Origin of the sequence: Rhodocaloribacter litoris, assembly GCF_011682235.2 — a bacterium.
Lineage (GTDB): Bacteria > Bacteroidota > Rhodothermia > Rhodothermales > ISCAR-4553 > Rhodocaloribacter > Rhodocaloribacter litoris.
In genome coordinates, this window is record NZ_CP076718.1 from 3,357,606 (window position 1) to 3,381,030 (window position 23,425).

Annotated in this window: 18 protein-coding genes and 1 tRNA gene; 8 read left to right on the top strand and 11 right to left on the bottom strand. The window is 68.4% G+C overall.

Annotated features, from left to right (window positions below; all coding sequences use genetic code 11):
• Positions 1-3: 3 nt before the first annotated feature.
• A tRNA-Ala gene (locus GQ464_RS13950) sits at positions 4-76 on the bottom strand.
• Positions 77-338: 262 nt separating this feature from the next.
• On the opposite strand from GQ464_RS13950, the gene thrA reads away from it, so the two are divergent.
• Complete coding sequence (thrA, locus tag GQ464_RS13955) at positions 339-2,798, top strand: bifunctional aspartate kinase/homoserine dehydrogenase I (RefSeq protein ID WP_166974344.1); 2,460 nt, start codon at positions 339-341, stop codon at positions 2,796-2,798.
• A 2-nt stretch (positions 2,799-2,800) separates the two neighbouring features.
• On the opposite strand, the gene mreD is transcribed toward thrA, so the two are convergent.
• On the bottom strand, positions 2,801-3,271 hold the full coding sequence (gene mreD / locus GQ464_RS13960) for a rod shape-determining protein MreD (RefSeq protein ID WP_166974341.1): 471 nt from the start codon (positions 3,269-3,271) through the stop codon (positions 2,801-2,803).
• 223 nt (positions 3,272-3,494) lie between these two features.
• Here mreD and GQ464_RS13965 point away from each other — a divergent pair, with 223 nt between their 5' ends.
• On the top strand, positions 3,495-3,785 hold the full coding sequence (locus tag GQ464_RS13965; RefSeq protein ID WP_228350306.1) for a DUF3098 domain-containing protein: 291 nt from the start codon (positions 3,495-3,497) through the stop codon (positions 3,783-3,785).
• Positions 3,786-3,848: 63 nt separating this feature from the next.
• Here GQ464_RS13965 and GQ464_RS13970 read toward each other — a convergent pair whose 3' ends face one another.
• From GQ464_RS13970 to GQ464_RS14010, 9 genes are all read right to left on the bottom strand, one after another.
• Positions 3,849-6,404 carry a family 20 glycosylhydrolase gene (locus GQ464_RS13970; protein ID WP_228350307.1) on the bottom strand — a complete coding sequence of 852 codons (2,556 nt, stop codon included), beginning with the start codon at positions 6,402-6,404 and terminating at the stop codon, positions 3,849-3,851.
• Positions 6,405-6,450: 46 nt separating this feature from the next.
• On the bottom strand, positions 6,451-6,930 hold the full coding sequence (locus tag GQ464_RS13975; RefSeq protein WP_166974335.1) for an FG-GAP repeat domain-containing protein: 480 nt from the start codon (positions 6,928-6,930) through the stop codon (positions 6,451-6,453).
• 183 nt (positions 6,931-7,113) lie between these two features.
• Positions 7,114-8,712, bottom strand: coding sequence for a SusD/RagB family nutrient-binding outer membrane lipoprotein (locus GQ464_RS13980; RefSeq protein ID WP_228350308.1), 1,599 nt, complete (start codon positions 8,710-8,712; stop codon positions 7,114-7,116).
• A gap of 60 nt (positions 8,713-8,772) precedes the next feature.
• Positions 8,773-12,159 (bottom strand): SusC/RagA family TonB-linked outer membrane protein, encoded by a 3,387-nt coding sequence (locus GQ464_RS13985; protein WP_166974329.1) that lies wholly within the window; start codon positions 12,157-12,159, stop codon positions 8,773-8,775.
• A 218-nt stretch (positions 12,160-12,377) separates the two neighbouring features.
• On the bottom strand, positions 12,378-14,159 hold the full coding sequence (locus GQ464_RS13990; RefSeq protein WP_166974326.1) for an SLC13 family permease: 1,782 nt from the start codon (positions 14,157-14,159) through the stop codon (positions 12,378-12,380).
• A 221-nt stretch (positions 14,160-14,380) separates the two neighbouring features.
• Entirely contained in the window at positions 14,381-15,445 is a 1,065-nt protein-coding gene (locus GQ464_RS13995; RefSeq protein ID WP_166974323.1) for an SIR2 family protein, read from the bottom strand.
• 12 nt (positions 15,446-15,457) lie between these two features.
• Complete coding sequence (locus GQ464_RS14000) at positions 15,458-15,796, bottom strand: SdpI family protein (protein ID WP_166974320.1); 339 nt, start codon at positions 15,794-15,796, stop codon at positions 15,458-15,460.
• Positions 15,796-16,554 (bottom strand): SDR family NAD(P)-dependent oxidoreductase, encoded by a 759-nt coding sequence (locus tag GQ464_RS14005; RefSeq protein WP_166974318.1) that lies wholly within the window; start codon positions 16,552-16,554, stop codon positions 15,796-15,798. The genes GQ464_RS14000 and GQ464_RS14005 overlap by 1 nt, the downstream gene beginning before the upstream one ends.
• Before the next feature lie 89 nt (positions 16,555-16,643).
• Entirely contained in the window at positions 16,644-16,916 is a 273-nt protein-coding gene (locus tag GQ464_RS14010; RefSeq protein WP_166974316.1) for a hypothetical protein, read from the bottom strand.
• Between the two features lie 200 nt (positions 16,917-17,116).
• On the opposite strand from GQ464_RS14010, the gene GQ464_RS14015 reads away from it, so the two are divergent.
• The 6 genes from GQ464_RS14015 to GQ464_RS14040 all read left to right on the top strand — a co-directional run bounded on the left by GQ464_RS14015 (position 17,117) and on the right by GQ464_RS14040 (position 23,396).
• Positions 17,117-17,995: a DUF58 domain-containing protein gene (locus GQ464_RS14015; protein WP_166974313.1), complete on the top strand. Its 879-nt coding sequence runs from the start codon at positions 17,117-17,119 to the stop codon at positions 17,993-17,995.
• Complete coding sequence (locus GQ464_RS14020; RefSeq protein ID WP_166974310.1) at positions 17,992-19,575, top strand: UbiA prenyltransferase family protein; 1,584 nt, start codon at positions 17,992-17,994, stop codon at positions 19,573-19,575. Before GQ464_RS14015 ends, GQ464_RS14020 begins: the two co-directional genes overlap by 4 nt.
• 75 nt (positions 19,576-19,650) lie before the next feature.
• Positions 19,651-20,451 carry an SIR2 family NAD-dependent protein deacylase gene (locus GQ464_RS14025; RefSeq protein ID WP_228350309.1) on the top strand — a complete coding sequence of 267 codons (801 nt, stop codon included), beginning with the start codon at positions 19,651-19,653 and terminating at the stop codon, positions 20,449-20,451.
• A 12-nt stretch (positions 20,452-20,463) separates the two neighbouring features.
• The gene (locus GQ464_RS14030; protein WP_166974307.1) at positions 20,464-21,447 is read left to right on the top strand and encodes a vWA domain-containing protein; all 984 of its coding nucleotides are present in this window, start codon (positions 20,464-20,466) and stop codon (positions 21,445-21,447) included.
• A 121-nt stretch (positions 21,448-21,568) separates the two neighbouring features.
• Entirely contained in the window at positions 21,569-22,636 is a 1,068-nt protein-coding gene (locus tag GQ464_RS14035) for a vWA domain-containing protein (protein ID WP_166974304.1), read from the top strand.
• A gap of 13 nt (positions 22,637-22,649) precedes the next feature.
• Complete coding sequence (locus GQ464_RS14040; RefSeq protein ID WP_166974301.1) at positions 22,650-23,396, top strand: hypothetical protein; 747 nt, start codon at positions 22,650-22,652, stop codon at positions 23,394-23,396.
• Positions 23,397-23,425 lie beyond the last annotated feature (29 nt).

Below are 23,425 nucleotides of genomic sequence, written 5' to 3' on the forward strand. Positions count from 1 at the left end.
GTGTGGAGCTAAGCGGATTCGAACCGCTGACCTCTGCAATGCCATTGCAGCGCTCTACCAACTGAGCTATAGCCCCCTGTGCCAGTAAGGACACCCAAGATAGCAAGCATCGGAACGGCGTTGCAATGCTTGCGGGGGCTTCCACGATCAATTCACAAACCAGGTTCCCGGCCGGCGTATCCCGGCCGCGCCCCGCGGCCCTTGTACGTCGCAGACGAGATTCGGCTTGTTAATTTTTTCGGGAAGAAGCGGGAAGGGGGGAACACGGGGTGGGATCATGGAAGCCCTTCCGGCGGTTGGGGGCGCTTCAACAGCGCACATGCAGTCGACGAAAAGCCATGGCAAGCGGGCTACCTTTTCACGTTTTCAAGTTTGGCGGCACCTCGGTGGCGACGGCCGAGCGGATCCGCCGGGTGGTGGAACTGGTGCGGGCCGAGCCGGAGGACGCCCACCGTGTGGTGGTGGTCTCGGCGCTCGGCGGGGTGACGGACCAGCTCATCGCCGCCATCGACGCGGCCCTCGCACGCACGGGCGAGCACCGGCAGCTACTCGATGCGCTCTGGCGGCGGCACGAGGAGGTCTTGCAGGCCCTGGCCCCGGCGGGGGAGCGGGAGGCGCTCCGTGAGACGCTGGCGGCCCACTGGCGAGACCTCGGCGAGCTGCTCGACGGTGTCTCGCTGCTCCGGGAGTGCACGCTTCGTTCGCGCGATGCCATCATCGGGATGGGCGAGCGCGTGTCGGCCCCGCTCGTGGCCGCCGCCTTTCGGGCCGCCGGCCTCGACGCCGCCGCCCACGACGCCACCCGCTTCATCCGTACGGACGATGCCTTCGGCGAGGCCACCGTCCTCTTCGACGAGACCAACCGGCTCGTCCGCACCTACTTCGAGGCGTTGCCCCCCGGTCAGATCGCTGTCGTAACCGGCTTCATCGCCTCGACCGAGCGCGGGGTGACCACCACCCTGGGCCGTTCGGGCAGCGACTATACGGCCACCATCCTGGCCGGGGCCCTTCGCGCCGAACGCGTCGTCATCTGGACGGACGTGGACGGGGTGCTGTCGGCCGATCCGCGCCTGGTACCCGCCGCCTTCACCCTGCCCGAACTGAGTTATCGTGAGGCCGCCGAACTGGCCTACTTCGGCGCGAAGGTGCTGCATCCCCGGACCATGCGGCCGCTCATCGAGGCCGGCATTCCGCTGCGTATCAAGAACACCCTCAACCCGGAGGCGCCGGGAACGCTGATCACCTCCGTTTCCAGGCCGACCGAGGGGCGGGTGAAGGCCGTCACCTCGATCCAGGGCGTGGCCCTCGTCATGATCGAAGGGACCGGTATGATGGGGGTGCCCGGCATCTCGGCCCGGGCCTTCGGCGCCCTGGCCGCCCGGCAGATCAACGTGCTGATGATTTCGCAGGCGTCGAGCGAGCAGAGCATCTGCATTGCGGTGCGGGAAGGGGAGGCCGAGCGGGCCGTGACGGCGCTGGTCGAGGCCTTCGCCCGTGAACTCGAACACGGCGACATAAGCCGCGTCTATCCCGTGCCGGAATGTGCGGTGCTCTCGGTCGTCGGTGATCAGATGCGGATGCAGCCGGGGCTGGCCGGCCGGATGTTCTCCACGCTCGGCCGGGCCAACATCAACGTGCTCGCCATCGCCCAGGGCGCGGCCGAAACCAACATCTCGGCGGTCGTGAGTGCGCGCGATGCCCGGCGGGCCGTGCGGGCGCTGCACGAGGTCTTTGCCCGGGCCCACGAGCGCGTCCACCTCTGCCTGATCGGTCCCGGCGGGGTCGGGCGGGCGCTCCTCCGCATCCTGGAGGTGCAGGCCCCGGTGCTGCTCAAAAGCCTGGATCTGAACCTCCGCCTCGTCGGGGTCGCCAACTCGGGCCGCATCGTGTGGGACGACGAAGGGATCGACTTCGGCGGTGCATGTGCCCGTCTCAAGGCAGAGGGCACGGCCACCACACTCGACGAACTCGTCGAACGGCTCATCGACAGCCATCTCGAGCGCCTCATCGTCATCGACGCGACGGCCTCGGAGGCGGTGGCCCGGCGCTATGCCGACCTCATCGGCAACGGCATCGGCGTCGTCACGCCGAACAAGCGCGCCAACACGCTGGAGCAGGCCTATTATGACCGGCTCCACTCGCTGGCCCGGCGCAACGAGGTTCCCTACCGCTACGAGACGACCGTGGGCGCAGCGCTGCCGGTGATCTCCACCCTGCGCGACCTGCTCCGGGCCGGGGACCGGCTCCTACGGCTCGAAGCGGTGCTTTCGGGAACGCTGGCCTTCGTCTTCAACCGGATGGCCGAAGGCGTGGCTTTCTCCGAGGCGGTCCGTGAAGCCCGCGCCCACGGCTACACCGAGCCCGACCCCCGGGAGGACCTCGACGGGCGGGACGTGGCGCGCAAGCTGCTCGTGATCGCCCGCGAGGCCGGCCTCAAGGCCGAACTGGCCGATGTGGCGGTGACGTCGCTCGTGCCCGGGACGCTGCGTTCGGGTTCCACGGAGGCGTTCCTGCGCTGCCTGGCGGAGGGGGACGACGCCTGGCGCGAACGCCTCGCACGTGCGGGGCGGTTGCAGTATGTGGCCCGCCTCGAGGACGGCTGCCTTCGCGCGGGCGTCGAGGCGGTCGATCCCGGCTCTCCGCTGGCCGGGCTGGCCGGCACGGACAACATGGTCGTCTTCACGACGGAGCGGTACCGCGACCGCCCCCTCGTCATCCAGGGGCCCGGTGCCGGACCGGAACTGACCGCCGCCGGCGTGCTCGCCGACCTCGTCCGCGCCGCCCGGGCGATGGCCTGAGCTCAACGCACGTTGAACAGGGCGGCGACGAAGCCGACGAACGCCGTGTAGAGGGACGACCCGAGCCAGAGCGCCGTCGCCATGAAGGTGTTGCTCGCCCCGGACTCGAGCGCCAGCAACGTGACCACGACGCCGTTGTGCAACAGGGCGATGACGAGCCCGCCGACCAGCGCCTGGCGCGGCAGGATCAGCAGCGTCTCGCGCTCCCGGGCCGGAAAGAGCCCCAGCAGGAAGCCCGTCAGGGTCTTGGCGAACATGTGGATGCCCCACAGGCCGTAGATGGCATCCATGAAGAAGCCGAAGACGAAGCCGCCGATCGCCCCGTAGCGTCGCCCGTGACGCAGGCCCAGCCAGGCCACGAAGAGCAGCACGGCATCGGGGGTGGCGCCCCAGAGGGCCAGCCGTCCGAGCACGAGCCATTGGACAAGCAAGACGACGAGGCCGGCGGCGGCGTGGCGAAAAAACGTGAGCATGGGACGAAAGCCTGAGCGGAACGGGCGGCAGGTCCGGCGGTGCCGCAATCTACGAACCAGCTTCTCCGGCCGGTACACCGGCGCGCAAGTTTGGCCGGTTTTCACGCGGCGGGCCGGTTGCGTTCCGACACCGGGCGACGGGGCGGAACCTCATCCCGGAACCCGAGTTTGTCGCCGGGTCGTCGTCAACGGCTTTTTGTCCACCTTCACGATTCCCGTCGAGATGCCTGCCCGATCCACTGCACGCCGGCGTTCGCGCGCCTCCGGTACCCGGCGCCGTCCGGGCACCCGGCGTGGCGGCGCGATGGTCTTTACCCGTCGCAACTACCTGTTGCTGCTGCTGGGGGTGGCGCTGGTCGTCGTCGGCTACGTGATCATGCGGATCGAGAACGAGGTGGACGGGTTCATCTCGCTGTACGTCGCCCCCCTGCTCATCCTGGGTGGCTACCTGGAGATCATCTACGCCGTCCTCTGGCGACCGAAAGCGGAGACGCCGGAGGCCGCCGGGGCCTGAAGGGGCGTCGTCGCTGCGGCAGGTAGGCAGGCAGCGTGGCGGTCGCGACCGGGCCGTGTGTCGCTACGGGTGAACCTCGACGGTGCGGCTACCGCGCCCGCGTGTGTCGAAGGTGCGGAGTTTCACCGGGCCGGTTACGGCCACGGGGCCGGCGTAGACGGTGGAGGTCGCCGTCGGCTCGGTGCCGTCGGTGGTGTAGCGGATCGTCAGGCCCGGAAAGGCCACGTTGGCGTGGAGCAGGCCGTTCTCGATGACGGCGCCGGGTGGCGGCAGGCGGTAGGCGACGCCGCCGTGCAAGTGGTCGAGTCGCGGCAGTTCGCGGCGGCCCAGGCGGTGGGCGAAGGCGCTCCAGGCTTCGGCCAGCGCGGCCTGGCGGCTGGCGGGGTCGTCGTGGCGGGCCCAGGCAGGCTCGGGCGCCCAGGCCCGTTCGGCCAGGCCGAGCAGCTTCGGAAACGCCATGTACTCGAGCCGCTCCGGCGAGATGAGGGTCTCGCCCCAGAGCTGCCCCTGCAGGCCCAGGATGTTGCGCCGTCCGGTCTCGGTCAGGCGCGCGCGCCCGGTGAAGGTGGCGGGATCGAGCGGGCGCCCCAGCGCATCTGCCCGGGCATTCTTGAACAGGTCGAACGGCACCAGCTCGAACGCCGCCCGCGTATCGGTGAAACCGGCCCAGTAGAAGCCCGGCTCTTCCGGGTGTTTGTCGTAGGCCATGTCGAAGTAGAGGTGGGGAGCGTTCGACAGGACGACGGGGTAGCCGGCGTTGGCGAGCCGGTAGGCCAGGTCCTCGGCGCCCCAGCCCCAGACGGTGTTCCACACGTAGGCCCGGAAGCCGCGCCGGGCGAAGCCGGGGTTCGGCACGCCGGCGGTATGGTCGGAGGAGGCCGCCAGCGCGATTTCCTCCCAGCCGGCCGTGGTCAGTCCACGCGCGGCGAGCAGGTCGCTCGTGCGGCGGAGGAAGTGGTCCCAGAGGTCATCCGTGCCGTCGAGGGCCGGGTCTTCGGCGATCAGGGCGGCGCACGCCGGTGAGCGTTCCCATACACCGTGCGGAACTTCGTCTCCGCCGATGTGGACGGTCGTCAGCGGTGCCCCCGCCTCGGCGTACATCGCGACGAGCGCGTCGAAGACGGCTTCGAGGAAGCGGTACGTACCGGGGACACAGGGGTTGAGGACGTTGTCGTCCCACATCTGAACGGAGCGGTAGGAGGAGGCGTCGTCCGGGTCGATGAGGCGGTAGGCGGCCGCCTCGCCGGGACGGTCCTCGGCCAGCAGGCGGGCGTGCCGGGCTTCCATCGCGCGGATGGCGGCCCGGGCGTGACCGGGCACGTCGACCTCGGGGATGACCTCGATGTGGCGGGCCGTCGCATGGCGAAGGATCTCGACGAAGTCGTCGCGGGTGTAGTGGCCGCTGCCGGGGAGGTGGTCCGGGAAGGGGCCGGAGCCGTAGGAAGGTACAAGGCGGTCGCGCTCGTCGGTGGTATGGCCTCGCCGCCCGCCGACGTCGGTCAGCTCGGGCAGGTCGGGGATTGCCAGGCGCCAGCCCTCGTCGTCGGTCAGGTGGAAGTGAAACCGGTTGAGCTTGTAGAAGGCCATCAGGTCGAGGAGCTTGAGGACGGCCTCCTTCGGCTGGAAGTTGCGGGCCACGTCCAGGTGGAAGCCCCGGTACGGAAAGCGCGGGGCGTCCTCGAGCGTGAGGGCGGGCACCTCGAGCGACGGCTGCGGGCCGGCATAGGCCTGGACGGGCAGGAGGGCCCGCAGGCTCTGTACGCCGTAGAACACCCCGGCCGGCCCCTCTCCGGCGATGCGGATGCCTTCCGGCGTGACCGCCAGGCGGTAGGCTTCGTCGTGCGTTGCGATGCCCGGCACCGCCACCGGGCCGGTTTCCAGAACGACGGCGCCCGCCCGGCGCTCCGTGCCGGGTTCGACGGGTGGGCGGGTGCCCAGGAGCGGGGCCAGCGCCTCGGCCAGGAAGGCCGCCTCGCCGTCGAGCCCTTCGGCGTGGCGGATGGGGGTGTCGGGCGTGAGTGTGAAGGTGCCCGTGCCCGGGGTCATCCGTACGGGCGTCGGGACGATGACGGGCGGTGTCTCGGGCGGGTGCGGCGGGAGGGCGGCGTTCGTGCGGTACACCGAGGCCGCCGTCGGCACGGGCAGCACGTCGGCCGGCGAGCGGCGCGTCTGCCGCTCCGACGTGAACGGGCGCACGGTGACGGGCACGGGGACGGGATCACGGTCGTCTTCGAAGATCAGATAGAATCCGGCAGGGGCGTCCGAGCGCTTGATGGCCCAGTACTGCCCCTGCATCGTCAGGGTCAGGCTGTCTCCCGGCGCGAGCTCGGGGAAAGCGTCGGTGGGGAAGAGGCGAAACAGATCCCCGTTGACGTGCTCGACGGTGACCTCGGGCGGTACCGACTCGGGCAGGATCCGCCGCAGGCTGTTGAAGTACAGCGTCCAGCCCGAAGCCGGCCAGGGGGCTGTACCTGCATTGGTCAGCGTGAGTGTGAAATCGAAAGCCTGGCCGCGGTTCTCTACGACGCCCCAGGTCAACCGGAGGGGAGCGGATTCGGGGGGCGTCTCACAGGCGACCAGCATGAGGGGGAGGGAGCACAGGGCGAGAAGCAGGCGCATGGGCGGAGGGGTTGGCTGGGTGGATGAGTGAGGGGGCGATGCGGCTTCACGAAGGGGGGCGGGACGGCAGGAGCGCGAAGACCGCCAGCGGGCCGTCGTTGTAGGCGGCGACAACGAGGGGCACCGTCCTCGTGCCGACGCCGGTATCCCGGGTGGCGTCGGTGCCGGAGAGGCCGGCCTGTTCGGTGACGTCTTCGAAGACGAAGTCGCCCCGGTTGAGGTAGAGCCGGTTGGGGCCGGCGTTGGCGGTGAAGAAAAGGTCGGGCAGGCCGTCGCCGTTGACGTCCCCGGCGACCACTCCGCCCCCGTTGTAGAAGTATTCGTATTCGAGGACGTTGAAGCCTTCGTCCTCGACGATGCGGTTGACGAAAGTGATGCCCGACCTTTCCGGCGGCACGCGGGAGAAAAGCGGCGGGACCTCTTCCGGCGGGCTGCTCCCGCATGCGGTTGCGAAGAGCACCGTCAGGAGAAGGGCCCGTTGCGGGGCAAGCCAGGTGCTGTTTGCGCGTGCAGCGTGCGGGTCCATGATCTTTGGCTGTTCCGTTCTCGGCGTGTACACGCCGAGATGTGGGCGTTCCGGGTGACGACGAAAGCGCGGGCCAGGAGATCCCGACCCGCGCTTTCTCGTCCCGCCAACCGGCCGTTGCTCAGGCGGCCGGTCTTGCGACCCGGGGCGGAGAGACGTCCCGGGTCGCGGTGATCCGGTGGGTCAGGGTGCGTCCCACCAGACAGGTGTAGAGAGGTCGAACTGGCCGGAGAGGCCCTGGCGTTCGAGGGCCGTCCGGGCATTGGGGTTGAGGACCAGGTCTCCCCAGAAGCCGAGCCGCCGGGGAATGCGCCCGCCGGTGACGTTGCCGGGCCAGTTGACCGGTTCGAGGACGGGGTAGCCGCTGCGCCGCCAGTTGGCCCAGGCCTCGTGGCCCTGTAGGAAGGTAGTGATCCAGATCTGGGTGTTGATCTGTTCGAGGGCCCGGCCCGGGTCGAAGGGGTTGGCGGCCAGGTAGGCGTCGATCTCGGCGGCGGAGATCTCCGGTGCGCCCTCGTAGAAGGCCAGTTGCTGCATGGAGGCGCGGACGCCGCTGGCGTAGTGCGTGGCCGGGTCGCCGCCGATCCCCCAGCGCACGGCGGCCTCGGCCGTGAGGAACGCGACTTCGGCGTAGGTCAGCAGGAACGTGGGGGCCGTTTTGCTGCTGACCCAGTCCGTCGGCACCGAATAGTCCGCAAAGCTGGTGAAGCCCGGGTCGTGCCAGGGCCAGCTCGGATCGCTGATCGTGTTGGCGTCGTTGCCGCCAGGCATGCCCTTTTGTGCTTCGAGTGAGGTCAGCCTACCTCCGATGCCGCAGAAGACGGTCAGGCGGGGGTCGGCGGTGGTTTTGAGGTGGTTGACGAATGTGCGGGTGCACTTGGGCCGGCCGAAGTCGGAGAGGACCTCGCCGACGCCGTTCGTGTTGAGGCCGTTGGGGCCCTCGCTGCCGCCCCGTTCGTGGCGCACCATGAAGTTGTCGTCAATGCCCTGCATGAGCCCGCCGCTGATGGCCTTCTGAGCCCATTGCTGGGCCAGGGCCGGGTCCCGCTTGACCAGGCGCATGGCCAGGCGGAGCATGAGCGAGTTGCCGAAGCGCCGCCATTTCTCCACGTCACCGCCGTAGATGACGTCCGCCGAGCCGTAGGTGGGGAAGGCCGGGTCGAGCTGGGCCACGGCCTGTTCCAGCTCTTTGAGCATGTCCCGGTAGATCTCCTCCTGCGTGTCGAAGCGGGGGGCGATGATGTTCCGGAGGAAGCCCATGCCGGCCTCGAAGTAGGGCAGGTCGCCGTACATGTCGGTCAGGCGCTGGAAGACGAACACGCGCAGCATCCGGGCCGCGGCGATCTTGTTGACGTTGGTCGCCGGGAAGGGGGGACATTCGGTGAAGATCTCCTGCGTCTGGCGGCATTCGGGATCCACGTTGTTGTAGATCAGGTCGACGAGGAGCTTGATCGGGGCCCGTTGCCCGTCGCCGTTGCCGTTGTAGGAGACCGTCCACAGGGCCGAGAGCCAGTCGGCGTTGGTGGTGTACTTGTCGCCGGTATACCAGGTCTCGGCCAGGTGCTGGATCATGGCCTCGGGGTAGATCAGGTTCGAGCGCCACTGTTCGTAGCGGGTGCCGGCCGTGGCCAGTTCCGCCGTGGTGAAGAGGAAGTCCGGCGGGATGGTGCTGGCCTCGGTCGGGTTCGTGTTCAGCTCGGTGAAACGGTCATCCTGATCGCAGCCCGCCAGCAGCAGGACGGCGGTGGCCAGGAGGGCCGCACGTTTCAGGGCAGTGCGCATGCGCTTCATGGTCAAGATCCTTTTTCTTTTCAACATAGGGCTGTCTGAGCGGCAGGCGGATCAGAACCGCAGGTTCACGTTGAAGCCGATGCTCCGGACCTGCGGGACGCCGGCCAGCTCGGTACCCTGTGCATTCCCGACGTTCAGGTTCGACTCGGGGTCGACGTTGGGGATGTTCTTGTGCAGGATGAGCAGGTTGCGGCCCACCAGCGAGACGGTCGCCATGCGGATCGGGGTACGGGCGATCCAGCGCGTGGGCAGGCGATAGCTCACCTGAAGCTGGCGCAGCTTGACGTAGGAGGCATCGTAGACGAACTCCTCGGCGATCTGGCTGACGATGCGCCCGTAGTAGTCTTCGGGATAGACCTTGGTGGTGTTCGGGGTACCGGCTTCGAAGACCTCGCGGGTGCGGCCGTTGCCTTCGCCTTCGTCCGGGCCGGGATAACCCGGGTCGCCGGGGCCGAGGCCGTCGCGTCCCTTGTCGCCGCTTTCGAAGGGGATGCCGTTCGGGAAGACGACTCCCGGGGCCGTCCAGCACGGTGCGGCGTAGCCGGCGGCGTCACACTCGGCCCGGCCTTCGAGCGTGTTTTTGTGCAGGCCGGCGGCATAGGCCTGCGCGTTCGTCCCGGAGAAAATCTCTCCGCCGACGCTGATGTCGATCAGGGCGCTCACCGTCAGGTTCTTGTAGCGGAACGTGTTGGTGATGCCGGCTGTCCAGTCGGGGTTGCCGTTGCCCAGCTCTTCGAAGGCACCCTGCACGGGCAGGCCGGCGTCGTCGAGGATGATGTTGCCGTTGGCATCGCGGGCATACTTGAAGCCTTTGATGATGCCGTAGGGCCGCCCCACCTCGGCAAAGATGCCCATGGTGCTGCCGCTGGCGATGCGCGAACGCCCGCCCAGGTCGAACGAGCCGAGGAACTGGGTGCAGTCCACGTCCTCGGGCGGGAACGGCTCGGCGCAGGCCGGGTCGCCGAGCAGCTCGGTCACCTTGCTGACGTTGCGGGCGAAGTTGACGTCGAGGTCCCAGCGCAGGGCGGGAGTGCGTACCGGCGTCAGGTTCAGCAGCAGCTCGACGCCCCGGTTCTCGATGGCTCCGGCATTGATGATCTTCGCGTTGTAGCCGGTGGTGACGGGCACCGTCGTGCTGAGGATCTGGTCGCTCGTCTCGGAGCTGTAGTAGGTGAAGTCCAGCCCGATCCGGTTGTCGAAGAGCCGGGTTTCAAAGCCGACCTCCCAGCCGGTATGGGACGAGGGCTTGAGGTCGGCCAGCGGGATCGACGTCTGCGCGATCCGCCCGACGGGCTGGCCCTGGTGGGTGAAGTTGGCCAGGGCATAGGTCAGGCTGAGGCGGTAGGGATCGGTGTCGCCGCCGACCTGGGCCCAGCTGCCGCGCACTTTCCCGTAGGTGAGCCAGGACGGCATCGAAAGGGCGTCCGAGAAGACGAAGCTGCCGCTGAAGGAGGGGTAGAAGTACGAGTTGTTGTTCACCGGCAGCGTCGAGGACCAGTCGTTCCGGCCCGTGACGGTCAGGAAAAGGTAGTTCCGGTAGGAAAACTCGGCCGAACCGTAGAGGGAGTTGATCTCTTTCTTCGAGACGCCGAAGCCGTTGCTGGTCTGCGCGGCGTTCGAGATCGTCTCGAGGCCGGGGATGCTGAAGTCGCTGCCGTTGAGGCTGAGTTGCTCGAACTCCCGTTGCAGCTTGTTCCCGCCGAAGGAGGCATTGAGGCGGATGTCCTGCGTCAGGGGCCGGTCGGCCATGAAGAGGAAGTCGTAGTTTCGTTCCTGGACCGTCCAATCGACCTCGTCGATGGAGCCGCGGGGGATGAAGGCGGTGCCGAAGGGCTGCACCCGCGTGCGGCGCGTCTTGTACCAGTCCTGCCCGACGCGGCCTTGCACGGAGAGCCAGTCCAGCAGCTTGTAGCTGAGCTGGGCGTGGCCGATGAGGCGATCCCGCGTGTCATCGGCGGTGAACTCGAGGGCGGACCAGTAGGGGTTCTGCTGGAAGACGCTCTCGCTGATGCGGAACTCGGCGTTCTCGTCGGTGCCCTGCGGGCAGATGGGCTTGCTCGGATCCGGGTCGCCCACGCAGTAGCCGGGCTTCATCGTCTCGACGTTGACGTTCGGCGGGAGAAAGGCCACCGTCCAGTTGGCATTGCGCGGGGCGTCGCTGAGCTCGCTCCGGTTGTTGGTGATGTCCCGCACGTAGTTGACCTTCACGTCCGCCGAAATGCGGCTGCCGAAGTCGGAGGTGCCGCGCAGGGAGAAGGTGTACCGCTCCAGGCCGGAGTTGGGGACGATGCTCTCGCTGTGCAGGCGCGAGAAGGAGGCCCGTACCGCCACGTTCTGGATGCTGCCGTTGAGCGAGAGGGTGTTCGTGTTGGTAAGGGCGGACCGGTAGAAGCGGTCCATGTTGTTGCCGACGGACGCGTAGGGACGGGCCACGCCGTCGAACTGGACGACCGGGGAGCCGTCCAGGCGGGCGCCCCAGGCGCTGAAGGCCTGGCTGAGGGCCTCGTCTTGCGTCTCCGGCTTCTGTCCTCGCGTGCCCTGCCCGTATTCGTCCTGGAAGTCGTAGCGGACGAGCACGTCTTCGAACGTCACGTTGGCGTTGTATTCGACGCCGATGCCGCCCAGGCCCGTCGCACGCCCGGTTTTCGTGGTGATCAGGATGACGCCGTTCTGGGCGCGGGTACCGTAGAGGGCGGCTGCCGCCGGGCCCTTGAGCACCGAGATGGACTCGATGTCGTCCGGGTTGAGGCTGGAGATGCCGTCGCCCAGGTCCTGGCCTCCCCACATGCCGGCGCTGCCCAGGTTGCTGTTGTCGATCGGGACGCCGTCGACCACGTAGAGCGGCTGGTTGTTGCCCTCGAGCGACGTGTTCCCCCGGATGATGACGCGGCTCGATCCGGCCGGTCCGGAGGCGGGCTTGCTCACGACCACGCCTGCCACCTTACCCGAGAGCGAAAGCGCCACGTTGTTCTCCCGGGCCTGGCGCAGGTCCTCCCCGTTGATCTCGCCGACCGAGAAGCCGACGGCGCGCTCTTGCCGCTCGATCCCGAAAGCCGTAACGACCACCTCTTCGAGGGCCGCCACGTCCTCCTGGAGCCGGATCGTCAGCTCCGGCTGCCCGTTGACGGGGACGGTCTGGGTGAGGAAGCCGACGAAGGAGACGGCCAGCGTGGCGTTCGGGTTGGAGACGATCAGGCGAAAGTGGCCGTCGGTGTCGGTGGCGGTGCCGGTCTGCGTGCCCACCTCGACGATGTTCACCCCCGGCAGGGGGGAGCCGTCGGCCGCTGAAAGCACGGTGCCGCGCACCTCGAACCGCTGGGCCCAGGCCAGCCCCGGCACCAGCATCAACAGGAGGAAGAACAGGCCGGCCCGGCCCAGCCGGTCGCCGGGTGCCGGGTCCAGGGAGAGAAAAGATTGCCGTCGTACGCTACGCTTCATGGTAAGCCTGACAGGGTGGTGAAAAGGGAAAGGATGTTTATCACGAAACCGGGAAGGTGGCCGCATAACCGGTTTCGAAACAAGGGAATAGGCCGGTGCGGGTGGGTGTGTGCTAACGGTATGATAACGCGGTGAAGACACCGTGGAAAGGCAACGACGGAGTTTGGAACCGATTCCAGATCAGGTTTGGAATCGATTCCAAAGTTGCCTCGAACGGGCTAGAGCCAGAGCAGCCCGATCATCGTGATCGCGATGATCGTGACGAGCAGGTTGACGATCAGGCCCGACTTGATGAAGTCGGTGAAGTGGTAGCCGCCCGCGGACCAGACCATCAGGTTGGTCTGGTAGCCGATGGGCGTCAGGAAGCTGGCCGAGGCGGCCACGGCCACGGCCACGGCGAACGCCTCCGGCGGGACGCCGAGCTCCTGGGAGGCCGCCAGGCCGATGCCCAGGGTGAGGGCGGCGGCGGCGTTGTTCGTGATCACTTCGGTGACCAGGCTCGTTGCCACGAAGAGCGCCGCCACGACCCCTATCGTCCCGAAGACGGAAGCCTTGTCGATCATGAGGTGGGCCGCCGCGGCGGCCAGGCCGGTGCGGTCGACGGCCATCCCGATACCCAGTGCGGCGGCGATGACGAGCAGGACCGGGAAGTCGACGGCCCGGCGGGCGTCCTGAAGGCGCAGGCAGCCGGTCACGATCATGGCCAGGGCGCCGAGGAATGCCGTCGTTACGATGTCGGCCACGTCCAGGGCGGCGAAGAGGATGACGCCGGCCAGGATGAGGAGGGCCAGCGGGGCCTTCCCGGTCTGCAGTTTCACCCTTTCGGGACGCCGGGGCGCCACCAGGTAGAACTCGTCCCGTTGCCGGTTCCATCGCTGGTCGAAGCCGTTGCGGGCTTCGATCAGCAGCAGGTCTCCGGCTTCGAGGGGGACGCGGCTCAGCGGCCCCTCGATCGTCGTCGCATGACGATAGATGCCCAGCACGATACCCTGATACTTTTCCCGAAACCCCACCTCCCGCAGGCTTTTGCCGACGAGGCTGGAGGTGGGCGCTACGACGGCTTCGTAGAGCGGCAGGGTGGTGTGGGACGTGGGGGCCACCTCCTGCTGAACCCGCGACAGCCCCGGCCGCTCCAGCAGCCGGTCCAGCACCAGGGCGCTACCCAGAAACGAGAGCACGTCGCCCTCACGAAGGAGGGTCTGGGGCGAAGACGGGATGATGTCTTCTCCGCGGCGCAGGTGGACCAGGTAGGCGTCTTCGAGGGAGCGAAGCCCGGCTTCTTCGACGGACAGCCCGGCCAGCGGGGAGCCGGGAGCCACGCGCAACTCGAACATACATTGCCGCAGGCCTTCTTCAACCCGGGGACGGGCCTTGCTGCGGTCGGGAAGGAAACGGTGCCCGATGAGGGCGAAGTACAGGATCACGCCCAGGGCCACGGGAATGCCGACGCCGGCCAGATCGAAGAGGCCCAGGCTGCCATGGCCGGAGGCCTCCATGAGCCCGGCCACCAGCAGGTTCGTCGAGGTGCCGATGAGGGTCGTCATGCCGCCCACGATGGTGCCGAACGAGAGGGGGATCATCAGTTTCGAGACGGGCACGCCCGTTTTCTCGCACCAGGCCCGCACGCGCGGGATGAGCATGGCCACGATGGGGGTGTTGTTGAGAAAGGCTGACATTGCGGCGGTTGTCAGCATGAGACGTGCCGTAACGAGGGACAGGCGCCGTGTGGAACGGGGAAAAACCAGCCGGTCGGCCATCTGAAGCGCCCCCGTGTGTTGCAGCCCGGCGGCGATGACGAAGAGGGCACCCACGGCCAGGACCGCTTTGTTGGCGAACCCGGCGAAGGCTTCTTCCGGCGTGAGCACGCCGAAGAGCAGGAGCAGGCCCAGGCACCCCGGCAGGATCAGCTCCGGGCGAGCCAGCTCTTTGAGCAACGCCACGAACATGAGCAGGAGGATGCCCAGCGTGATCCAGGCGTCCCAGCCTAGCACAGGAGCCATAGGGGGCAGAAAGGATGTGACCGGGGGGCGGTCCGTCGTCGGAGCCCCGGAAGCGCCGCCGCACCCGGTTTTCGGATGCCCGGGTGCCACGCGGCGTTCTCGAAGCACCCTGCGTCTTGCCCGGATCCCGATCCGACTCCTGATCGGGGCAAAGGATTCCGGGGAAAGTATCCCGGCCGGTGCGTCTCGCGGGGCCTGCGTTTCCGTGAGGCCGGCGGATTTCAGCCGGAGAGATGGGCCAGGAGGCCGGGGATTTCCGCGTGATCCTTGTACCAGATCGGCGTGACGCCGAGCTCTTTCAGCACCTTCGTGTTCTGCTCGACGCCCACCTGCTCGACGGCCTCCAGGATGCCCCGGATCTGTTCTTGCCAGCTCGGTCCCTTCCGGGCCACGCCCTTGATGCCGCTTCGCTCGAAGCGCTCCATGTAGGTGATGGCGCGTTCGTGGATGGCGCGCAGGTCGGCTTCGGAGGGCTGGCGTGGCGGGGGCATCTGCAGCAGGGCGTATTGCTCGCAGGGCAGGGCGGTGCGCGTGAGCGCGTCGAGCAGCCGCCGCATGTTACGGTCCGAGAGGGAGAGCCCGATCATGAGCCCGACCGTGCCGGACATGCTATGGAGTTGCACCAGGTTCGACCAGGAGTAGGCGTCCTGTGCGGCCAGATGGTACTGGTCCTCGGTGAAGACGATCTGGCTGGCGGTTGAGCCCTCGCCCGAAGGGGGCACGTAGCCGTGGACGTGGTAGATGGGCAGCGTGCCGGGCCGGAGGGGCGCCGGGCGCCAGAGCGGCTGCACGTCCCGGCCGTTCAGGGCTACCTCCAGCAGGCAGTCGTAGTTGTAGGTGACCACAGCCCGGACGCCTCCGGCCCCGGCTGCAAGGCCTGCCTCGCAGAGCCGGGCCACGGCGTCGAGGGTGGTGTTGCCGGACCGGAGCTCCCGGGGGTCGAGGGCCAGGTAGGCCGGGTCATCGCCGAAGCCGGCATAGAGGGTGGCTCGAAGGTCGGCCAGGAAGTCGTCCTGGTTGTCGTAGTGCAGCCGGATCTTGCGGGCCGTGATTTCGAGCGGCTCCTCGCGGTGGGCCAGTTGCCACTCGGCGATGGCGAAGAGGTAGTTCGGAAAGGGACGCCAGCCGGGCAGGTGGACCCTGCTGATGGCGGTGAAATACATCGCCAGCACGAGGCGCTCCCAGGTGGGCAGGCCGCTGGCGACCGAGACGCCTGCGCCCAGGTACAGGGTCAGGTCGTTCGCACGAAAGGCCGCGCGCAGGCGGTCGAGGGCGTCGTCGCTCATGGCGTCGGGGGGCTACAGCCCGCGTGCGTACCGGTACGTTTCGAGGCACGGGACCAGGTAGAGGAGCGGGGCGAGGGCGAACAACCATACCGGCAGGCTGGCTTCCTCCTCCAGGGGAACGAAAAACGCCGCCAGCCCGATCAGGAGCAGAACCGTCGACCAGAAGATCATGCGCCGGGCTCCGTAGCGGTTGATGTCGTACCACAGCGCCTCGGATTCGAAGGCTTTCCTGAAGCGGACTCCGTAGAGCCGGTTCGGTTTTACCCGGCCCCGGAGCAAGGGGAGGGACAGACCGATACCCAGCAGGGCACAGAGAACGTTCGTCAGGCCGAGGAAGATGCCGGGGTTCATCAGTGGACGTAGCTGCCGGCGTTGATGTCGATGGTGCATCCGGTGGCGTGGTCGGCCAGGCCGCTGGCCAGGAGCACGACGAAGGGCGCCAGGTCCTCCGGCTCCGTCAGGCGGTCGAGCGCCAGGTCGGCCAGGACATGGCGCTCGCCGTAGGTGTCGATGAAGTCGCGGGCCATGTCGGTGCGGACGAAGCCGGGGGCCAGGGTAAAGGCACAGACGTTGTCTTTGCCGAACCCGCGGGCGATGGAGCGGGTCAGGGCCACCAGCCCGCCTTTCGAGGCCGCGTAGGTCATGTATTCGGGGGTGTCTCCCCGGAAGGCGGCGCGGGAGGCGACGTTGATGATCCGCCCGCCGCCGTGCGTCCGGAAATGTTGCAGCGCCCGGCGGCACAGCAGTTCGGCGGCCCGGAGGTTGATCGCCATCGTGCGGTGCCAGGCGGCGGCCCAGTCGGCCGTCGGGGCGTCGAGCGGCGTCTCCAGGGCGATGCCGGCATTGTTGACGAGCGTGTGGAGGCGCCCGTAAGCGGCCACGACGTCGTCGAAGAGACGTTCGCAGGCGTCGAGGTCGGCCAGGTCGGCGGGGAAGACGCGGGCGCCCCGACCGAGTTCGGCGGCCAGGGTCTCGGCCTCGTCCCGGTGACGGTGGCAGTGGAGCGCCACCTGGGCCCCGGCACCGGCCAGCGCCCTTGCCAGCGCCCGCCCGATGCCCCGGCTGGCACCGGTGACCAGGATGTGCTGTCCGGTGAGGTCAAGCTTCATGAGGAAGGGGTGGGGGCGGTCGGCATGAAAAAACGCTGCGCGGCTCCCAAGATACGCGCAGCGTCGTTGAAAAACACCGGCGAGGGCGTTCAGTCGTCCACGTGCCGGATGTCGCCGTGACAGGCCTCCCGGATGCACCGGCAGACGCGGTAGAGGACGATCACGGCGCCGAGGGCCAGCCCCGTATAGAGGGCTATCTCGCTGGCATCGGCCCAGCTCAGCACCCCGAAGGCGACCATGCTGCTGCCCAGCGCCACGCTCCCGGCGGCGACGGCCGCCAGCGCCACCACCATCAGGGCAACGTGATCCAGGAGCCAGTCGAGCATCCCGGAATCCTGATTTTGCAGGGCATCGTTTTCCATGGCCGGGTGGGGGGCTGGAGCGGGAGGGCCGGTGTACATAAGAAGAGCGTATACGTTTGTAAAGTCAAGGGTCTGCCGGCGGAACTTTCTTCCTGTTTCGGCCGGTTGGGCACAGGCTGTAGCGGCCGGTGCAGAAAAAGGCACAACATGTCGGGCGCTGGGTCGTTATAGGTTTCCCGTCCGGATATGCCACCGTGCCGATGATCCCCAGAGAGCTTTTCAAAAAGATTCGCCAGATCGAGATCCGCACGCGCGGGCTCGTCCACGACATCTTTGGCGGGGAATACCATTCCGCCTTCAAAGGACAGGGAATCGAGTTTTCCGAAGTCCGCCCCTATCAGATCGGGGATGACATCCGCACCATCGACTGGAACGTTTCGGCCCGCAGCGGGGAGACCTATGTCAAAATCTTCGAGGAGGAACGGGAGCAGACGTTGATGCTGCTGGTAGACGTGTCGGGTTCGGAGGATTTCGGCTCGAAGGAGAAGTTCAAGCGGGAGGTGGCGGCCGAGATTTGCGCGGTGGCGGCCTTCAGTGCCATCCAGAACAACGACAAGGTGGGGTTGTTGCTTTTCACGGACCGGGTGGAGCGGTTCGTCCCGCCGAAGAAGGGACGGCGGCACGTGCTCCGGCTCATCCGCGACCTGTTTGCGCACACGCCCCAGTCGACGGGGACGAACCTGTCCGTGGCGTTGCAGCATGCGCTGCATGTGCTGCGGCGGCGTTCCATTGTGCTGATCGTCAGCGACTTTTTCGACGACGGTTTCGAGCCGGCCCTGCGGGCGCTGGCCCGCCGGCACGACACCGTCGCGATTCACCTGCAGGATCCCCGGGAAGAGGAGTTGCCGGCCGTCGGGCTGGTGGAACTGACGGACCCGGAGACGGGTGAGACGGTCCTGCTGGACACGTGGAGCCGCTCGGCCCGCCGCGTCTTCGCCGAGCAGGCCTATGCCCGCCGGCAGCGCACGGCCGGCCTGTTGCGCCGGCTGCACGTCGATCACGTGCCGATCCGCACCGATGAAGGCTACGTCGAGCCGCTGATTCGCTTCTTCCGCCATCGCAACCGCAAGGGTCGATGATGCGAGGTTTCTTTTTCGAAGGCATCGTGCGCCTGGGAGCCGGGTTGTTGCTATGCGGAGGCCTGGCGGGGCTGCCGGCGCAGGCGCAGCGCGTCGCGGCGGTGGCCTCTGCGGACAGCGTGACCGTCGGGGAGCGGTTTTACCTCACCCTCCTCATCGACCACGCCGCCGTGGAGCGACCGCGCCTGCCCGACGAGGCGCCGGCCGAAGTCGATTCGGTCACCGGCAAGGTGCGCCTCGGCGACCTGGAGCTGATCCGGCAGGTGAGCCGTGCCCGGCGCGCCCTGGCCGCCGGCATGATGCGGGACAGCGTCGTCTACGAGGTGACCACCTTCGCGCTGGACACGGCGTTCGTCCCGCCGATTCCGGTGGAGCTGGCGGCCGAGGGCGACACGGCGACGGTGTTTTCCGAACCCCTCCAGGTGTTCGTGACCTCGCTGGTGCCGCCCGACGCCGCCGACATCCGTGATCTGGCACCCCTGGTCGATTTTCCCCGGCCGCTCTGGCCCTGGATGCTGCTGGGTGGTGTATTGCTGATGCTGGTCGGGTTGCTGGTCTATTCCCGGCGGCAGCGCCCGTCGCCGGCGGCCGTCCCGGTGGCCCCGCCGCCTGCCCCGCTCTCGCCATTCGAAGAGGCCGTGCAACGCCTGCAGCATCTGGAACGCATCGACCTTTCGGTGCCGGAGGCCATCAAACCGTTCTACGTGGATCTTTCCGAGACGCTGCGCCGGTATCTGAGTCGCCGGCTGGGGGTGGCGGCGCTGGAGCACACCACCCGCGAGCTCGTTCACGATCTCCACGGGGTGGCCCGGCAGGGGCGCCTGAAGCCGGAACTCCCGGAGGCGGTCCGTGAGATCCTCGAACTGGCCGACTTTGCCAAGTTCGCCGATGCCCGGCCACCGGTGGCCCGGGGCAAGGAGGCCCTGCGGCGTGCGCGGGCTACGGTGCAGGCGATAGAGCTGCAGCAGGCGCATGCCATGGACGGCCAGGCCGGTGTGGAGGCGCCCCCGGCGCCGGCCGGTCCCGCCTCCGGTGCCCCACCCGGGGCGACGAACGGGCGCGCCCGGCACGACGGCCCCTCGAAACGCCGCCGCTCTGGCCGCGTCACGCGGCCCATCGTGTACCTCCTGGCCGGGGTGACGGTGGCCGGCGGCGTGCTGGCGTGGGGCTACGGCGGCCCCGGCGCGGCGTTGCCGTTCATGCTGGCCCTCGCCGTCTTCGTGGCGATCCGGCCGTTCGTGCCGGCGGACCGGCGCCCCTGGCTGGAAACGCTCTCCGTGCAGGCCGGGTTGTATGCATGGCTGCTCGGCGGGTACGTGTGGGCACCCGAACTGGTGGCCCACCCCGGGCTGGCCAGCGCCGAGGTGGTGCTGGCCGTGGCCGGGCTGGCCGGGCTGATGATCCGGCCGGGACGGCTGCCGGCAGGCCTGCTCGGCCTGCTCCAGCTCGGCGGGCTCGGCCTGCTCCTGCTCGGCGAACCGGCAGCCGTCGCAGCTCCTCCGGCCGTCGAAGGCGGCCTGCGTCTGCTGGCGCTCGCCACGCTCGGCCTCGGCCTGCGAGCCGGACAAGTGGACACCTGACAGCGCGTCGAGAACCCCGGCTGCCGTCCTCCTCCCGGACCGACATCCAGAACCCCCAACCCGCACTCCGCACGCTTGACCCCTCCGTTTTCCGACATACTCGTCCGGCGCCTGGCCCGGGCACGCCGTGTGGCGGTGTTGACCGGGGCGGGCATCAGCGCCGAGAGTGGCATCGCCACGTTCCGGGATCCCGGCGGGATCTGGGAAAAGTTCAGCCCGGAGGAACTGGCGAATGTGCGGGCTTTCCTGCGCAACCCGGAGCTGGTGCAGGGATGGTATGCCCATCGCCGGCGCCTCGTCGAGCAGGCCGTGCCGAACCCGGGTCATGAGGCGCTGGCCGCCCTCGAACGCATGGTGCCGGACTTCACCCTGATCACCCAGAACGTGGACGGCCTGCACCAGCGGGCCGGCAGCCGTGGCGTCGTCGAACTCCACGGCAACCTGACCCGCAGCTATTGCATCGACTGCCGGCGCCTCGCCACGGCCGAAGACCTGGATGCGCTGGCCGAGGGGGTGCCGGCCCGGTGCCCGGATTGCGGCGGGCTCATCCGCCCGGATGTCGTCTGGTTCGGTGAGTACTTGCCCGTGGCGGCTTTCGAGGCGGCCGAGGCGGCGGCCCGGCGTGCCGAGGTGTTCCTGAGCATCGGGACGAGCGCGGTGGTCTACCCGGCGGCGGGGCTTCCCCTGCTGGCCCGCGAGCACGGTGCCTACGTGGCCGAGGTCAACCTCACACCGAGCGCCATCGCCGGGTACGTGGACGAGGTGGTCGAAGGGGCGGCGGGCGCCGTGCTGCCCCGGCTCGTGCAGGCCGTCCGGGCCGCAAGCCGGGAAACGACCCCGGCCTCCGGCGTACAAAACGGGCGCAAAGAAGCTTGAGGCAAGAACGCGATGGAATTTGCCGAACCCGGATGGCTGTGGCTGCTCGTCCTCGTACCGGTGGTCGGGGCGTGGACGTGGTGGCGGGACCGTCACCGGCCGGGGCTGCGGTTCAGCAACGTGGCGGCGGCCCGGGGGGTCCCCCCCTCGCACTGGAGCCGCCTGCGGGCGCTGCCGGCCGTGCTCCGCATGACGACGCTCGCGCTCGGCATCCTGGCCCTGGCCCGGCCACAGGAGCGCAATGTCACGCGCGAGCGCTTCGCCGAGGGCGTCGACATCATGATGGTGCTCGACACCTCCACCTCCATGCGGGCCCAGGACTTCACCCCGAACCGCTTCGAAGCCGCCCGCAACGTCGGCGCCGAGTTCATCCGGGGACGCGTCTCCGACCGCATCGGCCTCATCGTCTTCGCTGCCAAGGCCTACACCCAGGCTCCGCTGACGCTCGACTATGACTTTCTCCTCGCGATGCTGCGCGAGGTGGAGATCGGGGTCATCGAGGACGGTACGGCCATCGGGACGGCGCTGGCCACGGCCGTCGCCCGGCTGAAGGACTCCGAGGCCCGGAGCAAGGTCATCATCCTGCTGACCGACGGGCAGAACAACCGGGGCGAAATCAGCCCCGAGACCGCCGCCGAGGTGGCGGCCACGATGGGGGTGCGCATCTACGCCATCGGGGTCGGCGCCCGCGGCGAGGCCCCCTTCATCGTCGATCACCCGTTCGCCGGCCCGCAGCGCCGCATGGTCCCCGTCGAGATCGACGAGGAAATGCTCCAGGCCCTCGCCGAAAAGACCGGCGGGAAATATTTCCGGGCCACGGACAACGAGGCCCTCCGTGCGATCTACCGCGAGATCGGTGAACTGGAGAAGACCAAGATCGAGGAACGGGTCTATGTGGACCACGAGGAGCGGTATGCGGCGTTTTTGTGGCCTGCCTTCGGGCTGCTGCTGCTCGAACTGCTCCTGGTCAACACCCGCCTCCGACGCCTGCCGTGATCACGGGGGAGCGAGATGTGTCGATGGATGCAGGCGGGAGGAAAGGTGTCGTACGCTGTAAAAAGTTGACAATGTTCAATTTGTAATCTGCCATTTGCAATCTTCTTAGGTCTAACCCGACATGGACTGGCTGCATCCGTCATACCTCTGGGCGCTGCTGGCGGTGCCGGTGGCCGTGGGACTGTTCCTGTGGGCGGCATGGCGCCGGCGTGAGGGATTCCGGCGGCTGGGTGATCCGGCGCTGGTGGCGCGCCTGGCGGTGGTCGTCAGCCCGCGCCGGCGGCGATGGAAGGCGGCCCTCCTCGTCCTCGGCGTGCTCTTGCTGGGGGTGGCACTGTCCGGGCCCCGTTTCGGGACGCAGCTGCGCGAGGTCAAGCGCGAAGGCGTGGATCTGGTCATCGCGCTCGACGTCTCCCTCTCGATGCGGGCCGAAGACGTGGCGCCGAACCGGCTCGCCCGGGCCAAGAACGAGATCAAGAAGCTGCTCGACACACTACGGGGCGACCGGGTGGGGCTGGTCCTCTTCGCCGGAGACGCCTTCATCCAGTGCCCGCTGACGACCGACTATAACGCCCTGCGCCTTTTCCTCGACGTGGCCGACCCCACGCTCATTCCCACTCCCGGCTCCGACTTCGGCGCGGCGTTGCGCACCGCCCTGAAAGCCTTCGAGAACACCCCGGCCGCGCCCGACGCCCCGCGTACCCGTGCCCTGCTCGTCGTCTCCGACGGGGAGAGCCATACCCCTCTCCACGACGACCTCCTCGACGAGCTGCGGCGGGCCGGCATCGTCGTCTTCGCCGCCGGGGTGGGCGAGACGGAAGGCACCGTCATCCCGCTTTACCGTGCCGGGCGGCGCGTCGAATACAAGAAGGACCGCGAAGGGCGCGTCGTCACGACACGGCTCGAAGAGGAAACCCTGAAGACGCTGGCCGAGGAGGGCGCCTATTTCCGCATCGCCCGCACCTCCAGCTCGCTCGGCAAGCTGGCGGCGGCGCTCGAAGACCTGGACAGGACGGAGTTCGGGCGGGAGCAGTTTGAGGCGTATGAGGAACGGTACCAGTGGCCGCTGGCGCTGGCGCTGTTGCTGCTCGTGGCCGAATACCTGATCGGCGACCGGCGTCGCCGCCCGGGGCCCGGATCGTATACGGGAACGCTTTTCGCCGCCGACGCCGGCGGCAACGTCAACTGATCGCGTGCAGACCATGTGGATCCGAACGCTCATGTTCTTCGTCGTCTTGCAGGCCGTGGCGCCCGCGCCGGGCGGCGACGGGTCGAGGCAGGGACGGCGCGGCAATGCGCTGTACCGGCAAGAGGACTATGCCGGGGCGGCCGCCGCCTACCGGGACGGGCTGGCTGCTTCCGAAGGACGCGGCCCCGGATTCGTCCGCAGCGGGCTCTTCAACAACCTGGGAGCGGCCCTCTACCGGAGCGAAGACTATGAAGCCGCTGCCGAAGCCTTCCGGAACGCGATGGGCGCCGCCGTGGCCGACGCCGACTTTGCACGGGCCGCCTACAATGCGGGCAACGCCGCCATGCGACGGGAGGACCTGCAGGCCGCCGTCGACCGCTACCGGCAGGCGCTCCTGGCGAACCCCGACGACGAGGACGCCAAATTCAACTACGAGTTTGCCCGGCGTCGCCTTGACGAGCAGCAACGATCCCGGCAGCAACAGAACCGGCCACAGGAACAGCAGCCGGATCAGGAAACACCACAGGATACGGGCCGGCAACCGCCGCCGCAGGAACAGCCGGACCAGGAAGGGCAGCCGGAGCCGGGACCGCAACAGCAGGGACAGGACCAGCCCCAGCCACGTCCCCCCGCACCGGACGCGCTGAGCCGGGAAGAGGCGGAGCGCATCCTGCAGGCCCTCCAGAACGACGAAGCGCAGCTTTTGCGCCAGGTGCAGCAGATGAAAACCCCGCCGCGCCGGGTTGAGAAAGACTGGTGAGCGGGAGACGGATGTCGAAGCGAAAGAGA